Below are 14584 nucleotides of genomic sequence, written 5' to 3'. Positions count from 1 at the left end.
TGCGTTTGCTCCGTTACGTTTGGGGTGCGGGGTCGGTGCTTCGCAGGTCACGGCCCACCAGCCACAATCCGGCGATCAGATAGACCGGTGTGCCGATGCCCAGCATCAGCAGCCCGCCCAGTTGTTGCCCGCCAAGGTCGGCGGCGCGGCCGCAAATCTCGGCAAAGACATCGCGGGGGGCGAGGATCAGCAGCGCCCCCAGTAGGGTCATATGCATCGAGGTCAGCAGCAGCGATCCGGCCCCTGCCAGCCCGTTGTGTGCGCGCAGGGCGCTGACCCAGACCAGCAGCCCGACGATCAGGAAGCTGCCCTGTTCCAGCGCAAAGCCCGCGGGCAGCAGATAGGCCATCCCGTGCAGCTGCGGCAGATGCCATGCCCAGACCACCATGAATTCAAGCACCGTTGCGATCAGCGGAGAGATCATCAGCCAGCGCAGCCGGTCCCCCAGTCCGAAGGCGAGCAGCGGTGCGACCACGGCGACCAGTCCCATATGGCGCAGCATATGGACGGGGAAGGCGGCGCCGGTCAGCCGTTCCAGCGGCACCAGCCAAAGCAGGCCAAGCAGGGCAAACCCCAGATATGTCGCGGCGCGGGTCATGCGCAGCTGGCGATCAGGAGCACGGGGAGCGAGACATAGATCACCCCCACCGCCGAGATCAGCGACAGCAGGAAGGCCGCGTGGCCCATGAACTGGTGGCGGTCCTCGTTGTTGCCCGCGTCGTTTTCCCATTCGCGGTCACGCACCACATCCCATTGCCGCCACGCGCCCCAGCCCAGCCAGACGATCGCCGCCAGAACGCCTATGGTCAGCAGCCCGATGCCAAGGCGCAGGGTGGTAAGGTAATCCACGCCGAGGATGTGATCGGCGCAGAATACGGTTGTGGCACCGTAGCAGATCACGAAATGCAGCGCCCAAAGCGTGGGGCTGAGGGCGAGCCGCCAGAGGCTGTCTTGTTCCTCGTGGAATTCCTCTTGCTCTTCTTCGGTGGAGATCTGGTTCATGCCAGCAACCTTGGGGCCACGCCCAGAATAAAGCCGGTAACTAGCGCGGTCAGCACCATGAAGTGCCAGAACAGCGTGACGTTGCACAGGTCCGCGTCATATTGCGGGGTCACCTTGCCAAAGATCGACCCTGCGAGCGGGTAAAGCTGCATGATGACCCCCAGCACGGAATGCGCCACCAGCCAGACCATCAGCGCCCACATGGTCGCGGGGTAGACATGGGTTGTGGGCTCAAGATCGAGGACCGACAGGATGATCAGCCCCGCCCCGCCGACGGTGCAGGTTGCGGCCAGTGCCAATGCGAGGCGTGCCAGCGTGATATGGCTGCGTTTATTGACCTCGCGCGCGAGCACGGTCGCGGCCCATGAAACGACAAACAGCGTAACCCCGAGCGCGACAGCGGCGCCCGTGGCGTGGTCCGCTCCGATGGTGATAAAGTCCGTGCGCGCGGTCCAGTAGAAGAAGAACCCGAAGACAAGGCTGGCGAAGGCGGTGCTGTCGCCCAGCATCGTGATCCAGACCGCCCACCACCCGACAGAGGTCGGCCCCGAGGCGTAGGTCGGCAGGCTGAGGCCAAGGCCCACGTCCTTGCGTTCCTGATCCGGCACCTGTGCTGTGCTGGTCCAGAGCCAGTAGAGCACGCAGACAATGGCGAAGGCACCGCAGACGATGGCGGGTTCGTAGATGTGGAAGGTGGGGAAGATGAACGCACCGCCGGTAAAGAACGCGGCGAGCATGGTGATCCACGCGGGGCCGGTGACGCGCTGCACCATCAGCGGTTTCGCGTCGATGACCGAGGTGATCAGCGTCTCGCGTTTGCCCTCGGGGGCGTCGGGCAGATAGTAGTGGCCCGCGTCCATACGCTCGACCAGTTTGGGCTGGTCCCACAGCGGATAGCGCGAGGTGATATAGGGCACCGAACGGTTGCCCCATGCCTCTTCGGGCACATCATGGGCCCATTCCAGCGTGCCGCCGCCCCAAGGGTTGCGCTTGATCTGGCCTTGGTACGCTTTGGGGCGCAGCAGATCGTAGACGAAGACGGCAAAGCCTGCGGCGGTGATATAGGCCCCGACGGTGGACATCATATTGAGCCAGTCCCAGCCCGCGCTGCCCGGATAGGTGAAGATCCGGCGTGGCATTCCCTTGAGCCCCGTCAGATGCATCGGCAGGAAGGTGACGTTGAAGCCCACAAAGATCAGCCAGAAGGCCCAACGGCCAAGGGTTTCGGACAGCAGCTTTTTGCGGAAGAACGGGAAGAAATAATAGACGCCCGCCATGACCGGAAAGACCATGCCGCCGAACAGCGTGTAATGCAGGTGGGCCACGACGAAGTAGCTATCATGCGCCTGCCAGTTGAAGGGCACGATGGCCAGCATCACCCCTGTCAGACCGCCCGCCACAAAGATCGCCAGCGCCCCCGCGATCCAGAGCATCGGCAGGGTCATCTTGACCCGTCCCACCATCAGCGTCGCGACAAAGGCGAAAAGCTGGATGCCGGTGGGGATCACCACGGCCTCGGATGCAGCCGAAAAGAACCCCAGACTGATCTGGGGCAGGCCGGTGGTGAACATGTGATGCACCCACAGCCCGAAGGACAAGAACCCGGTGCCGACCGCGCTGAGCACGATCCACGAATAGCCCACGATGGGCGTGCGTGCGACGGTGGGCACGATCATCGCGGCGATCGCGATGGAGGGCAGGAAGATGATGTAGACCTCCGGATGGCCGAAAATCCAGAACAGATGCTGCCAGAGCATCGGGTCGCCGCCCCGGACGGGATCGAAGAACGGCCAATCGAAGGACCGTTCGAGTTCGAACAGGAAGTCCCCCGCGATCAGCGGCGGGAAGGCGAAGAGGATCATGCCGCCCACGACCATCACATACCACGCGTAAAGCGGCATAATGTTGACGCGCATCCCCGGCGGGCGGCATTTGAGCGCGCCGACAATCAGCTCGACCGCCGCGGCGATGGAGGCGACCTCGATAAACGAGAGGCCCAAAAGCCAGACATCGGGGCCGATGCCTTCTTCCTTGGTGGCGAGCGGGGGGTACATGAACCAGCCCGCCTTGGGGCCGGAATCGAACAGGATAGACCCGAAGACAAAGATGCCGCCGATCAGGAAACACCAGTAGCCATAGGCGCTGAGCCGCGGGAACGGCATGTCGCGCGCCCCCAGCATCCCGGGCAGCAGCAGGATCGAGATCGCCTCGAACATGGGCACGGCAAAAAGGAACATCATCGCCGAGCCGTGCATGGTGAAGAACTGGTTATAGCGGTCGGCGTCGAGGAAATCATTCTCGGGCACGGCAAGCTGGGTGCGCATGAGCACCGCCAGAATACCGGCGCAGAGCATGAAAAAGAACGCGGTCATCGTGTACCAGATGCCGACCTCGGTATTGTTCACCGCCGACCAGTAGCGCCAGCCCTGCGGCGTTTTCCAAGCTGCACGCAGGCGTTTTTTCTGCGCCTCCTGAACCTCCTGCGGGACGGGTTCGGCGAGCATATCCTCGGTCGGGGGGTAGGTGCCTTGGGGGTCCAGCACATCGGGGTATCTGCGGGTCATTCCAGCCCCCCCAGATAGGCGGCGAGCGCCGCGAGGTCGTCGTCGGACAGGAAGTCATAAGTGGGCATATTGACCTCGGGTTTGATCGTGTCGGTGTGGCCGATCCATGTGGCGATGGCCTGCGCGTTCAAGGGAAGGGTGCCTGCGGCAAGCGAGTGGCGATTTGCCAGATGGGTCAGGTCGGGGCCGGTCTTGCCGATGGCTTTGGTGCCACGAATGGTGTGGCAGGCGCCGCAGCCTTCCTCAAGGAACAGGGTCGCGCCGGCTTGGGCCAGCGCGCCTTGGGGTGTCTTGGCATCGCGCGCCTCTGCGCTAAGCCATTGGACGAATTCATCAGGCGGCATCACCACGGTTTCAAAGGCCATCAGCGCATGGGAGGCGCCGCAGAATTCGGCGCATTGGCCCCGGTAGATGCCGGGATCGGTGGGCGCGAGGGTCATGCGGGTTTCACGCCCCGGGAACATATCGGTCTTGCCGCCAAGGGCCGGCACCCAGAAGGAGTGGATCACCCGATGGGCGTTCAGCACAAGCTCGGTCCGGGCACCGGCGGGCAGGCGGAGTTCATTCGCCGAGACGATTGTTCTGGTCTCCCCCTGCTGTTGGTATTCGACGCGCCACCACCATTGTTCGGCGGTGACGCGCACGACCAGCCCGTCCCCTTCGGCGCGGGTCGGTCCCATCAGCGGCAGGGAATACATCAGCAGCCCCCCCAGCAGGACCACGGGAAAGACGATGCCCCCGCCGACGATCAGCATCTCGGCGGTGCGGCGGCGCATGGCACCGGGGTTGATGCGTGTGACATAGACGAACAGCAGCGCGACAAGCCCCCACAGGATCACCGCGCCGACCAGCATCACCCAAAAGAGGTTCAGCACATCCGACGCGTCCTGACCGGCGGGGGCAAGCACGGATTGACGCCCCTCGCAGCCTGCCAGAAGCAGGGCGGCTGGGGCGATTACACAGATGCGCCAAGGGTGTTGCAAGAGGGCTCCTTTCACTCTGACAATTTGTCCATGTCCGAGGCAAGCGGGTCTTGCCCCTTTGATTTCATGTAGAACACGGTCGCACCCCAGAGCACGACACCCAAGCCGATCAGCACCGCGGCGATCAGGTATTGCACGCTGTCGCGCCCCGTCCACGGGCCGACGAAAAAGGCGCAAGATATCGCGCCGATATAGGGCAGGCCGAGGGGGCTGGTGAAATGGTCGTGGTCTACCGTATCGCTGCGCAGCACCAGCACGGCGATATTGACCAGCGTGAACACCGCAAGCAGCAGCAGCGCCGTGGTGCCTCCCAGATCAGGCACTGCGCCGACAAAGGTGATCAGCGCGATCGCCAGCCCGGTGGTAAAGACGATGGCCGTATAGGGCGTGCGCCGCTTGGGCAGCACCTTGCCCAGAATGGAGGGCAGCACTTTTTCCTGCGCCATCCCGTACAGCAGGCGGCTGGCCATCAGCATGTTGATCAGCGCGGAGTTCGCCACGGCGCACATGGTGATGATGCCGAAGACGCTGAGCGGGAACCAGGGCGCGCCCGCTTCGACGACCTTGAGCAGGGGGGTGGCCCCTTCGCCCAAGGCCTCTGCGTCGACAAGGGCAATCGCGGTGATCGACACCAGCAGATAGATCACGCCGGTGATCAGCAGCCCGCCCAGCAGGACTTTGGGAAAGATGCGCGAGGGGTTCTTGGCCTCTTCGGCCATGTTCACGGAATCCTCGAAGCCGACCATCGCAAAGAAGGCCAGCGTGGTCGCGGCGATCACGGGCCAGAACAGGCCTTGCTCTCCGGCGCTGCTGAAATCGAACGCGCGCCCGAAATCGCCTTGCCCGCCCATGAGCGCGGCGGCACCGATCATGATGATGATCAGCAGGCCGGTCAGTTCGATGCAGGTGAGCACCACATTTGCCTTCACGCTTTCGCCGACGCCGCGCAGGTTGATCAGCCCCAGCAGCACCATAAAGCCGATGCTGATGGCGGTGATCAGGAAGGCCCCGTCGCCCAGACCGAAACTTTTCCCGAAATTCTCGGCAAAAGCCTGCGAGGCGGTCGAGGCCGAGGTGATCCCGCTCGACATCACAGCGAAGGCCACGAGGAAGGTGAGGAAATGCACGCCAAAGGCCTTTTGCGTATAAAGCGCGGCACCGGCGGCCTTGGGGTATTTGGTGACAAGTTCAAGGTAGCTGCAAGCGGTCACGGTGGCCAAGACAAAGGCCACGAGGAACGGCAGCCAGACAATGCCGCCGACCTTTGCCGCGACTTCGCCTGTGAGCGCGTAGATCCCTGTGCCCAAGACATCGCCCACCACGAAAAGCAGCAGCAAGCCGGGCCCCATCACGCGTTTGAGTTCGGTTTTCTCGCCGTCTTGATCCGGCGTTGTTGAAACATCCTTGGTCATGGGACACTCCCTTCCCCCCTTGCCGGGGGCGTGGCCCCGACATCACAGCCGTCACCAGTTCACGCCCGTAGCGACGGCTAGCCCGTGGCGTCTTGTGCGCTGCCGCCTTTCTTGCGGATCACGCGGTAGATGTAGGTCAGCACCAAGGCGCCGATGACAACGTTGGACACGGGGTTCATGTAGTCCGCGACCAGATCGTATTGCGACCCGAGCGCGTAGCCGAGCCCGGTCAGCAATGTGTTCCAGATCACCGTACCCGCCAGCGAGAAGGCCAGAAACGGCAGGTGATGCATCGGCGTCAGCCCCGCGGGCACCGAGATCAATGTGCGGATCGCGGGCACCATGCGCCCCATGAGCACGGCCAGATTGCCGTGGCGGTCGAACCAGTCCGACGCGCGGTCAAGATCCTCGGGGGACATGGTGAGCCAGCGGCCATGCCTTTCCAGAAGGTGCCGCACGCGGTCGTGCCCGATCTTGCGCGCGATGATGTAGTAGAGGTAGGTGCCCGCCAGCGACCCGATGCTGCCCGCGATCACCACGCCGACAAAGTTCATCTGGTCCTGATAGGCCAGAAACCCTGCCAGCGGCATGATCAGCTCGGACGGGATGGGCGGAAAGACGTTTTCCGCGAACATCAGAAACGCGACGCCCAGATAGCCTGCGGCGTCCAGCAGGCCGGTGATCCAGTCAAACATGGGGCCTCCGGTTCTGTTGCGTTGCGGGGGAGCGGGCGTTGAGGGTCATTGAGGGTCTTTCGTCGTCAGCGGGTTGGCCACGCGCTCATAATATTCACTGATGGCGCGCATATCCTCGGGGGTCATTTTGCGGGCAATGGCGGACATCATGCCGCCAACGTCATTGTCCCGCTGGCCGCGTTTCCAGCGGTCCAGTTGCAGCACCATGTAGTTGGCGTATTGACCGGCAAGATAGGGCACCGAGGGCGGGTTGCCCGTGCCGTCGGGCCCGTGGCAGTTGGTGCAGGCGGGCAGGCCCTTGTCGGGCGATCCGGCCCGCGCGATGGCGGCACCTTTCTGGATATCTTGTACCGAGACCTGCCCGCGCGCCACACGCAGCGGCGCGGCGAGAGAGGCGTAATAGGCGCTGACCGCGGCGCGGTCGTCTTCAGAGAGGGATTGCGCGACGGGCGTCATCAGGTCGTCGGGCCGCGCGTCGCTGGCATAGTCATCCAGCTGCTTGTCAAGGTACCACGCCGGTTGTCCGGTAAGCCGTGGGAAGCTGCCTGACCCGTCCCCCTGACCATCAACGCTGTGGCAGGTCACGCAGGATTGCACATCGCCCGCGCCTTGCAGGGCGATCGCCTGCCCCCGTGCCAGCGTGTCGGCGTCGGGAGGCGTATCGACCGTCATCTTGAACAGATCGCGCGCCGTACCATAGGGCTGATCCGCAGGGATCGCCTGCGCGGTGGCCAGCGCGGGCAAAAAGGCTGCGAGGGCGAGGCAGAGCAGGGGACGGTGACGGATTTTCATGGCGGCTCCTCTGCTTCAGGCGTCCATCAGTGGGCGCGGGTTGGCGATATAGTCGTTCTTCATGTGATCGAGCGTCCAATAGGCGACGCCCATCAGCGGCCCCGTGGGGTTGTAGCCAAGGTTCTGCGGAAACAGCCCTGCGCCAAAGACAAAGACGTTGTGATGATCCCACATCTGGCCAAAACGGTTCACGACGCTGGTGGTCGGGTCCGTGCCCATCACCGTGCCGCCGGTGTTATGGGTGGTCTGATAGGGCACGATGGAATAATCACTGCCCTCTGCCGCGCGGTTGCTAGCGGAGGTGGATTTAACGTTCTCCATATTGCGCGCGATCTCATGCGCCTTGCCCATCACATAGTCGGCCATGCGCCGGTCGTTTTCGGGGAAGTTGAAGGTCATCCGCAGCAGCGGGCGGCCATAGGCGTCTTTCCATGTTGGATCGAGGTCAAGGTAGTTATCGGGCGTCGCCATAGATGAACCGTGCACCGTCAGGCTGGCGTGGTGCAGATAATTCTCGCGCACGGCACGTTTCCAGTCGGCGCCCCATGCGGGCGTGCCTTCGGGCGTGGGCTGGTAGTTGATCGGGCGGCCATTGGTCTGCGTGCAGGCGATATAGCCGCCGCCCAGAAACCCCAGATCGCTGTGATCAAAGTTGTCGCCGTTGAAGTCGTCGATCACCGTGCCAAGCGCCCCCGCCCCCATAAAGGGGTTGGTCACCACCTGATCATCGAAAAATACGTTCACACCCGCCATCGTCTGATAGGCATAGTTCCGCCCCACGGTGCCCGTGCGGGTTTTCGGGTCGTAGGGTTTGCCCAGACCGGAGACCAGCATCAGATGCACGTTCCACAGGCCATAGGCGTTCATGCAGACGATATCGGCGGGCTGGAACACCTCTTCGCCCGCCTCGGTCAGATAGGTGACACCGGTGGCGGTCTTGCCGTCCTCCGACTTCTCGACCCGCAAGACTTGTGCCTGATAGCGGATCTCGAAATTCTCGTGGGATTTGATCTGGTCATAGACGCAGATGATCGGGTCGGCCTTGGCATAGTAGCCGCAGCCGAAGCGTTCGCAAAAGCCGCAATAGGTGCAGGGATGCAGCTTGGCTCCGTAGGGGTTGGTGTATTCCTTGGTGGCGTTGGCGGCGGGCAGGGGGAAAGGGTGATAGCCGAGCTTCTGCGCCGCCTCGCCGAATTTGGTCGGGCCGATGGGCTGGCGCATGGGCGGGTTGGGATAATCGGCGCTGCGGGGCCCTTCGAAGGGGTTGCCGCCTTCACGCGGGCCGTCTGCCATCTGGCCCGCTGTACCGGAGGTGCCGCAGATTCTCTCGTAAAAATCGAAATGAGGCTCAAGCTCGTCATAGGTGACGCCCCAATCCTGCACATTCAGATCATCGGGAATGAAGTCGGCACCATAGCGGTTCTCGTAGTGGCTGCGCATTTCGAGGTCGGAGGGCAGGGGCCGCCAAAGCTGGCCGTTCCAGTGGATACCCGCGCCGCCAAGCCCGACACCGGGCAGGAACGACCCGAGCCTGCGCATCGGCAGCGCCTGTTGGCTGGCGTTGTTGCGGAAGGTCAGGGTCTCTTTGCGGGTGTTGATCATATGCGCGTGGTGCACCGCATATTTCAGTTCATCATGTTCCTTGGGCGCGGCGAAATCATCGGCGTCGTGGCGGTAGGATCCGCGTTCCAGCACCACACAGCGTTTGCCAGCATGGGCAAGTTCATATGCAGCTGTCAGACCCGTCCAACCGGCCCCGATGATGACCACATCTGTTTTCGCCAGCCGCCGTGCCATGATCTACCTTTCCCAGTTGAAGTCGCTTGTACCCGGTTGATGCCCGATGCCCATGGGGGGCTGCCGGTAGGGGCGATTGTGGGCGTCGACCGTGTCGGTGAAATAGCCGAAGGCCCCGGGGAAGCCGACCATATGCCAACCGGCATAGCCCTTGTTGCCGCCATAGATCGGGTCGGCAAAATAGCCCTGGTTCGTCAGGGCGTGGAGTTCGGTAAAGAATGTTTTTGCCCCGACACGACCGGCGAGCGCGGGCCTATCCTCGGACAGGTCGGTCATCAGCTGGTCGAGCGCGGATTGCGGTTGTCCGTCAAGCGGGCCGATGACGGTCTGCATTGCCGCCAGCCCCTCGCGCCAGAGCTCGGCGGGGCGTAGGGGAGATTGGTAGCCTTGCTCGGGCGTGCCTTGGGGGTGGGGCCCGTCCATATACAAGTGTTCCCCGCGCCCATATCCGCCCGCGAGTTGCAGGTCGATGAAATCGACCACGCCGGCCTGACTGGCCGAGGGGAAATCATCTTGCGGGATCAGCGTGTCACACAGCAGTGCGAGGCTTCGGGCCTCGGAATCGGTCAGGAAGGTGAACGGGGTGCCATCAAGAGCGGCAAAGGCATGACGCGGCAGGGACGCAAGGCCGACTGCGGCACCGAAGCCGAATAGAACTGATCGTCTGGAATACGTTGGCATACGAAACCCAAATGATTGGTCATTTGTCTAAATAACGCCCGCGTGAGCGAGATGTTCCGCGATTTTGCAAAAAATTTTGGCGAAACTAGTCGTGGCATTTCTGCCGGGGGCGGTCTAGTTTGCGCGGGCCGAAACAAACTCACACAGCCATGTGACTGGTTCTTGGGAACAGGGTCGCGCTATTGGGGGTTACATCGTCAAGCACTAACTAAATAGGAGCGTGCACGCATGCTGACCAAACGCCATTTTATCACCAGCTCCGCTGCCGCGTTGTTTTCTGCCCCTCTGGCCCCCAGTCTCGCCGCCGCTGCGACAACAGACAAGTCGATGTGGGACGCATGGGATGCGCAGGTAACGCCTGCGGGCTACGATCCTGCAACGACGAACCCTTGGGGCGTCGCGCCCCGCTTTCTGCCCCGACTGGTAGAGGCGAACCCCGGTCTGACGCCGGGCGATATCCACGTCGATGCGGTCGCGCGGTATCTGTACCATATTCAGGACAATGGCACCGCCATGCGCTATGGCGTGGCGATTGCGCGGGGTGACCTGTACGAGCCCGGCACCTATTCGATCAAGCGCAAGGCGAAATGGCCAACCTGGACGCCGACGCAGAACATGATCCGCCGCGATCCAGAGCTTTATGAACAACACGCCGATGGGATGGACGCAGGTCCGCAGAACCCCTTGGGGTCACGCGCGCTGTATCTTTTCGTCGGCAACCGCGACACCTATTTGCGCATCCACGGGTCGCCTAACCCGCAATCGATCGGGGGGCGTGCAAGCTCTGGCTGCGTGCGGATGATCATGGCGCATATCAACGATCTGTACGAGAACGTGAACACCGGATCGCGCGCGGTCCTGTACCCGCCAGAAGAGCTGGTGACGGCTGCGACCTAAGTCCGGACCTTTGCAGACATGAAAAGGCCGCCCGAAGCGAGATGCTTCGGGCGGCCTTTTTACGTCACGACGCGGGGCGCGATTAGCCCGCCGCAGCAGCCGCGATCGTTTGGGTGCAGATCGGGCGGCCATTGTCGGCGCGCAGGGGCAGGAAGGTGGTTTCGACCGGCCCGCGGTAGCGATAGACGTAGCACCCGTTGCTGGGGTCGATCTTAACAGCGGTCAGATCCTGGTTCTTGGCAGCCACCAGGCGCACCCCTTCGGGCAGTTCCTTGAAGAACCCGTCGTCCGTTGTCATCTTGTCAGTGGTGGTCTGTACATCCGCACAAGCAGCCAGCGCCAAAACGGCACAGCCTGCAATCCAAACCCGAACGCTCATCGTGATATTCCTCATATGAATTTGCTATGCAGCTAGGGTATTTCGCCGAGGTTGTAAAACAAGGGCGCGTGTTTCTGGGTCACAAACTGTTGCATTGCTGCCGATGGCCGCGACTAGTCGTGCTCTTCATAGGTGCCTGCGCGTTTTTCAAGCTTGCGCACCAGCGCGATGATGATCAGCGCGAGGATTACGGTCATGCCCGCAATCGTCCATTCGCCCAAGCCGCAGGCCACGCCAACGGCGGCGGCGACCCACATGCTGGCCCCCGTGGTCAGGCCGCGCACCTTGCCTTGGGAAAAGACGATCAGCCCCGCGGCAAGGAAAGCGACGCCGCTGGTCACCGCCTCGATGATACGCAGGGGGTCCATCTGGATGGTATCGCCGAATTCGGCGCTGCGGGCGAGCAGGGCGAGGGTCAGCAGACAGTAAATGCATGACGCGAGACCGATCAGCATATGCGTGCGCAGACCCGCAGGCCGTTTGGAGGTTTCGCGTTCAAGCCCGATCAGACCGCAGAATACCACCGTCGCAAGGGTGCGGGCCACAACGACGGACAGGGGCAGGCTGGGAGCGAGGGAGAATTCGTTCAGCAGATCCTCCCACATCAGCGTGTCTCCTGCGCGCAAGACGGGTGCGGGTGAGGGGGGCAGGGGGCGGAACTGGGCATGGGGGCAATCCGGTCTCTTGAAAGCTATTGGTCTGGATATAGGGCGGTGACAGAAAAAGACCGCCCCCGATGTGGGGACGGCCTGCGGTTGTTAACTTCTGTGGATCAGATCCAGTAGTTCGGCACCATATAGTGTTCGTGGGTCCGGCGTTCCCATTCGCGGTCTGTCACCCAACCGTCGCTGCGGGTTGGTGCGCCTTTAACCTGCTCTTCGGTGATGTCGGTCACGAAGCCTTCTTTGGCGGTGTCGTATTCAAGCTTGCCCCACGGCACGGGGTGGTGATCCTCGCCCAGGCCCAGAAATCCGCCAAAGCCCATCACGGCATAGGCGACCTTGCCGGATTGCTTGTCGATCATCAGATGATCAATGGACCCGATATGCGTGCCGTCGCGGCTGTAAACAGTCGTACCATTCACGTCAGAGGAAGATACGAGGCTAGAATGTGATGTCGCAGTCATGTCGAAACTCTCCTGTGTTGTGGTTACCTGTAGTTGAAACGACAGAGGCGGCGCGGCGGTTCCGCGTCCTTCGGCGGGCGGCTAACTTCTGCCGATGCGCGTGGTTTGGCCGTTTGAGCACGGGGGCTTGGAACTTTGGGTAAATGCGGTGGGTTGGTCTTGGACCAATCGACCACAGCTGGCCGGTTCAAACCCAAACATGAAAAGGGAGATCCCAATGAAATTCGCACTCACCACCGCCGTGGCCTGCGGGCTGATGACAAGCGCCGCTTTCGCCGCCGAGACGACTGCGCCGGTTATGGATGCCGAAGGGGCAGAGGTCGGAACCGTGACGGTCCAGGATACCGAGTCCGGCGTGGCGCTGGCAAAACTGTCGTTGTCAAACCTGCCCGCAGGGGGCATCGCGGTGCACCTGCATGAAACCGGTGATTGTTCCGGCGACGGGTTCAAATCCGCTGGCGGGCATATCGCGGGGGACCGCGAGCATGGCGTGCTGACCGCCGGTGGCCCACACCCCGGTGATATGCCGAATGTCACGGTGGGCAGTGATGGTACTGTAGAGCAGGAAGTGTTCTTGCCGTTCCTGAATGTCGAAGAGCATCTGATGGATGACGACGGCGCTGCCTTTGTGATCCACGGCGGGCAGGACGATTACAGCTCGCAACCCTCGGGCGATGCGGGCGACCGGATTGCCTGCGGTGTCTTTGGTGCTGATCCCGCCTGATCCCCCTTCGGCAAACGATGATTTGAACGACCAAGGCCGCGCCCCCACTGGCGCGGCCTTGCTTTTGCTGGCATAGGCTACCGCTGGCACCCTGCACGGGCAGGGGGCAAACCGCCGGATCAATCAGCAAGGTTTCCCATGGCAAAAACACCCAGCCCCTGCATCGACGTGTGCAAGTTCAAACGCGAAGGCCATTGCATCGGGTGTTCGATGACCAAGGCGCAGAAATCCATGTTCAAGTCGCTGAAAAAAGAAAGCCACCGCGTGGGCTTTGTCCAGATGCTGACCGCGCAACAGGAACGTCTGGGCAAATACAGCCATTGGGATCTGGCGTATCGCAAGAAGCTGGCAAAACGCAAAATCGCGGCCGAGAAGCTTCTCTAGCCGCGATTTGATTTTGGCTGCTGACGGGATCAGCGGAGGGGCGGGTTAGCCTGCGAGGTGTGCGCGCAGGAACCACGCGAATTTCTCGTGCTCTGTCCCGCGTGCGATGCACAGATCTTCTGTCAGCGTGTCGCCGTGGTCGGCGGCCAACTGGCCCGCGCCCGCGATGGTGGAGGCCAGCGTTTCCTGCGCTTCCATCATGATGCGGATCATTTCCTTGTCGTTGGCGTGGCCATCATGTTCGTTGATCTTGGACCGCTTCAGCATGCCTGCAAGCATCCCTTCGGCATGGACATCAAGGGCGCGAATACGCTCTGCCAGATCATCCTGCGCGACAAAGTGGTCTTCGTAGATCTTCTGGAACAGGTCGTGCAGCGGGCCGAAACCCATGCCTTTTACGTTCCAGTGAAAGTTTTGCGCCAGCATTGTCGTCACGGCGGTTTCCGCAACGCATTGGTTCAATGCATCGGCGATTGCTGTTTTTGCATCGGTTGTCAAAGCAGCTGCTGTCTGGTTCATTTTCTCGTCCCCAAGTGATTAAAATTCTGACTGGCTGGCACGGTACTAGCTTGCTGTCCATTCAACATAGACACCAAAAACGGTTTGCCAAGGTCTTTTTGGAATTATTCTAAACTTGAGAAAACTGCTCGGAAATCTGTCCAAGAAGATAGCCGATATAGCGTCGGTCCGCAGGGGCCACGCGCGACTTGATCAGGAAGTTGAGACTGGCGGGATCGTCCTCGCGGATGCTGGTCAGGCAGCGCAGGATCCATGCTTCGTCGAACGATAGCGTGTCTGTGCCCGGCGCGAACCAGACTACCTTGCGCTGCACCGCATTCGGCAGACATTTGATCAGCGTATCCACAAATGTGCGTTTCGCGTCCTCGCCATCAAGGCTGAGCAGGGCGCAGGCTTCGTAAAGATCCGTGCGCGCGGCGACGCGGCAGGCCATCGCCGACATCCGCAAATGGGTCAGCGCGGCGCGTTGTTCGGGCGTGATACGGGGGGCGGGAGCCTGTGCCGGAGCGTCGTCGCGGTCGAGGATCGGAAGGGTCGCCAAAGATGCCATATCAAGAGAAGTCCATACATGGGGCAGGGGTCGGACCTGTCCGGTTGAATATCTTACTTTATTTATAGGGTATAAGCAT

Annotated in this window: 17 protein-coding genes; 3 read left to right on the top strand and 14 right to left on the bottom strand. The window is 61.9% G+C overall.

The genetic code is table 11. From position 1 onward, the window contains the following. Window positions 1-13: 13 nt before the first annotated feature. From EE36_RS01510 to EE36_RS01470, 9 genes are all read right to left on the bottom strand, one after another. A complete protein-coding gene (locus EE36_RS01510) occupies window positions 14-598 on the bottom strand; it encodes a cytochrome c oxidase assembly protein (RefSeq protein ID WP_005848771.1) in 585 nt (194 codons plus the stop codon). Then, window positions 595-1002 (bottom strand): hypothetical protein, encoded by a 408-nt coding sequence (locus EE36_RS01505; protein WP_005848768.1) that lies wholly within the window; start codon window positions 1000-1002, stop codon window positions 595-597. Before EE36_RS01505 ends, EE36_RS01510 begins: the two co-directional genes overlap by 4 nt. Next, window positions 999-3566, bottom strand: coding sequence for a cytochrome c oxidase subunit I (gene ctaD / locus EE36_RS01500; protein WP_005848766.1), 2568 nt, complete (start codon window positions 3564-3566; stop codon window positions 999-1001). The genes EE36_RS01505 and ctaD overlap by 4 nt, the downstream gene beginning before the upstream one ends. After that, window positions 3563-4549, bottom strand: coding sequence for a cytochrome c oxidase subunit II (locus EE36_RS01495; RefSeq protein ID WP_005848764.1), 987 nt, complete (start codon window positions 4547-4549; stop codon window positions 3563-3565). Before EE36_RS01495 ends, ctaD begins: the two co-directional genes overlap by 4 nt. Before the next feature lie 11 nt (window positions 4550-4560). Further along, entirely contained in the window at window positions 4561-5961 is a 1401-nt protein-coding gene (locus EE36_RS01490) for an APC family permease (protein ID WP_005848762.1), read from the bottom strand. A gap of 77 nt (window positions 5962-6038) precedes the next feature. Beyond that, window positions 6039-6656: a DedA family protein gene (locus EE36_RS01485; protein ID WP_005848760.1), complete on the bottom strand. Its 618-nt coding sequence runs from the start codon at window positions 6654-6656 to the stop codon at window positions 6039-6041. A gap of 45 nt (window positions 6657-6701) precedes the next feature. After that, window positions 6702-7448: a c-type cytochrome gene (locus EE36_RS01480; protein WP_005848758.1), complete on the bottom strand. Its 747-nt coding sequence runs from the start codon at window positions 7446-7448 to the stop codon at window positions 6702-6704. A 15-nt stretch (window positions 7449-7463) separates the two neighbouring features. After that, complete coding sequence (locus EE36_RS01475; protein WP_005848756.1) at window positions 7464-9245, bottom strand: GMC family oxidoreductase; 1782 nt, start codon at window positions 9243-9245, stop codon at window positions 7464-7466. Between the two features lie 3 nt (window positions 9246-9248). Further along, on the bottom strand, window positions 9249-9926 hold the full coding sequence (locus EE36_RS01470) for a gluconate 2-dehydrogenase subunit 3 family protein (RefSeq protein WP_005848754.1): 678 nt from the start codon (window positions 9924-9926) through the stop codon (window positions 9249-9251). Between the two features lie 228 nt (window positions 9927-10154). On the opposite strand from EE36_RS01470, the gene EE36_RS01465 reads away from it, so the two are divergent. Then, window positions 10155-10823 carry a L,D-transpeptidase gene (locus EE36_RS01465; protein WP_005848752.1) on the top strand — a complete coding sequence of 223 codons (669 nt, stop codon included), beginning with the start codon at window positions 10155-10157 and terminating at the stop codon, window positions 10821-10823. A gap of 82 nt (window positions 10824-10905) precedes the next feature. Here the strand turns inward: EE36_RS01465 and EE36_RS01460 are convergent, their stop codons facing one another. The 3 genes from EE36_RS01460 to EE36_RS01450 all read right to left on the bottom strand — a co-directional run bounded on the left by EE36_RS01460 (window position 10906) and on the right by EE36_RS01450 (window position 12328). Continuing rightward, on the bottom strand, window positions 10906-11202 hold the full coding sequence (locus EE36_RS01460; protein ID WP_005848750.1) for a hypothetical protein: 297 nt from the start codon (window positions 11200-11202) through the stop codon (window positions 10906-10908). Window positions 11203-11315: 113 nt separating this feature from the next. After that, a complete protein-coding gene (locus EE36_RS01455; RefSeq protein WP_005848748.1) occupies window positions 11316-11807 on the bottom strand; it encodes an MgtC/SapB family protein in 492 nt (163 codons plus the stop codon). 167 nt (window positions 11808-11974) lie between these two features. Then, window positions 11975-12328: a PRC-barrel domain-containing protein gene (locus tag EE36_RS01450; protein WP_181358616.1), complete on the bottom strand. Its 354-nt coding sequence runs from the start codon at window positions 12326-12328 to the stop codon at window positions 11975-11977. A gap of 217 nt (window positions 12329-12545) precedes the next feature. Between EE36_RS01450 and EE36_RS01445 the strand changes: the two genes are divergently transcribed. Next, complete coding sequence (locus EE36_RS01445; protein ID WP_005848745.1) at window positions 12546-13052, top strand: superoxide dismutase family protein; 507 nt, start codon at window positions 12546-12548, stop codon at window positions 13050-13052. A 138-nt stretch (window positions 13053-13190) separates the two neighbouring features. Then, the gene (locus EE36_RS01440) at window positions 13191-13436 is read left to right on the top strand and encodes a DUF1289 domain-containing protein (RefSeq protein WP_005848743.1); all 246 of its coding nucleotides are present in this window, start codon (window positions 13191-13193) and stop codon (window positions 13434-13436) included. A gap of 45 nt (window positions 13437-13481) precedes the next feature. On the opposite strand, the gene EE36_RS01435 is transcribed toward EE36_RS01440, so the two are convergent. Further along, a complete protein-coding gene (locus tag EE36_RS01435; protein ID WP_005848741.1) occupies window positions 13482-13955 on the bottom strand; it encodes a Dps family protein in 474 nt (157 codons plus the stop codon). Window positions 13956-14064: 109 nt separating this feature from the next. Next, window positions 14065-14505, bottom strand: a complete 441-nt coding sequence (locus tag EE36_RS01430; RefSeq protein WP_005848738.1) for a hypothetical protein — start codon at window positions 14503-14505, stop codon at window positions 14065-14067. Between the last annotated feature and the right edge of the window lie 79 nt (window positions 14506-14584).

Source organism: Sulfitobacter sp. EE-36, assembly GCF_000152605.1.
Classification (GTDB): Bacteria; Pseudomonadota; Alphaproteobacteria; order Rhodobacterales; family Rhodobacteraceae; genus Sulfitobacter; species Sulfitobacter pontiacus.
This window is presented reverse-complemented; position numbering and strand designations above follow the sequence as displayed.

What these genes read in the sequence shown, in the direction of transcription:
- EE36_RS01455 (WP_005848748.1), bottom strand. Translation starts at nt 11,807, where the DNA reads ATGTGGGAGGATCTGCTGAACGAATTCTCCCTCGCTCCCAGCCTGCCC.
- EE36_RS01460 (WP_005848750.1), bottom strand. Translation starts at nt 11,202, where the DNA reads ATGAGCGTTCGGGTTTGGATTGCAGGCTGTGCCGTTTTGGCGCTGGCT.
- EE36_RS01480 (WP_005848758.1), bottom strand. Translation starts at nt 7,448, where the DNA reads ATGAAAATCCGTCACCGTCCCCTGCTCTGCCTCGCCCTCGCAGCCTTT.
- EE36_RS01430 (WP_005848738.1), bottom strand. Translation starts at nt 14,505, where the DNA reads ATGGCATCTTTGGCGACCCTTCCGATCCTCGACCGCGACGACGCTCCG.
- EE36_RS01475 (WP_005848756.1), bottom strand. Translation starts at nt 9,245, where the DNA reads ATGGCACGGCGGCTGGCGAAAACAGATGTGGTCATCATCGGGGCCGGT.
- EE36_RS01465 (WP_005848752.1), top strand. Translation starts at nt 10,155, where the DNA reads ATGCTGACCAAACGCCATTTTATCACCAGCTCCGCTGCCGCGTTGTTT.
- EE36_RS01470 (WP_005848754.1), bottom strand. Translation starts at nt 9,926, where the DNA reads ATGCCAACGTATTCCAGACGATCAGTTCTATTCGGCTTCGGTGCCGCA.
- ctaD (WP_005848766.1), bottom strand. Translation starts at nt 3,566, where the DNA reads ATGACCCGCAGATACCCCGATGTGCTGGACCCCCAAGGCACCTACCCC.
- EE36_RS01440 (WP_005848743.1), top strand. Translation starts at nt 13,191, where the DNA reads ATGGCAAAAACACCCAGCCCCTGCATCGACGTGTGCAAGTTCAAACGC.
- EE36_RS01490 (WP_005848762.1), bottom strand. Translation starts at nt 5,961, where the DNA reads ATGACCAAGGATGTTTCAACAACGCCGGATCAAGACGGCGAGAAAACC.
- EE36_RS01510 (WP_005848771.1), bottom strand. Translation starts at nt 598, where the DNA reads ATGACCCGCGCCGCGACATATCTGGGGTTTGCCCTGCTTGGCCTGCTT.
- EE36_RS01505 (WP_005848768.1), bottom strand. Translation starts at nt 1,002, where the DNA reads ATGAACCAGATCTCCACCGAAGAAGAGCAAGAGGAATTCCACGAGGAA.
- EE36_RS01450 (WP_181358616.1), bottom strand. Translation starts at nt 12,328, where the DNA reads ATGACTGCGACATCACATTCTAGCCTCGTATCTTCCTCTGACGTGAAT.
- EE36_RS01435 (WP_005848741.1), bottom strand. Translation starts at nt 13,955, where the DNA reads ATGAACCAGACAGCAGCTGCTTTGACAACCGATGCAAAAACAGCAATC.
- EE36_RS01445 (WP_005848745.1), top strand. Translation starts at nt 12,546, where the DNA reads ATGAAATTCGCACTCACCACCGCCGTGGCCTGCGGGCTGATGACAAGC.
- EE36_RS01485 (WP_005848760.1), bottom strand. Translation starts at nt 6,656, where the DNA reads ATGTTTGACTGGATCACCGGCCTGCTGGACGCCGCAGGCTATCTGGGC.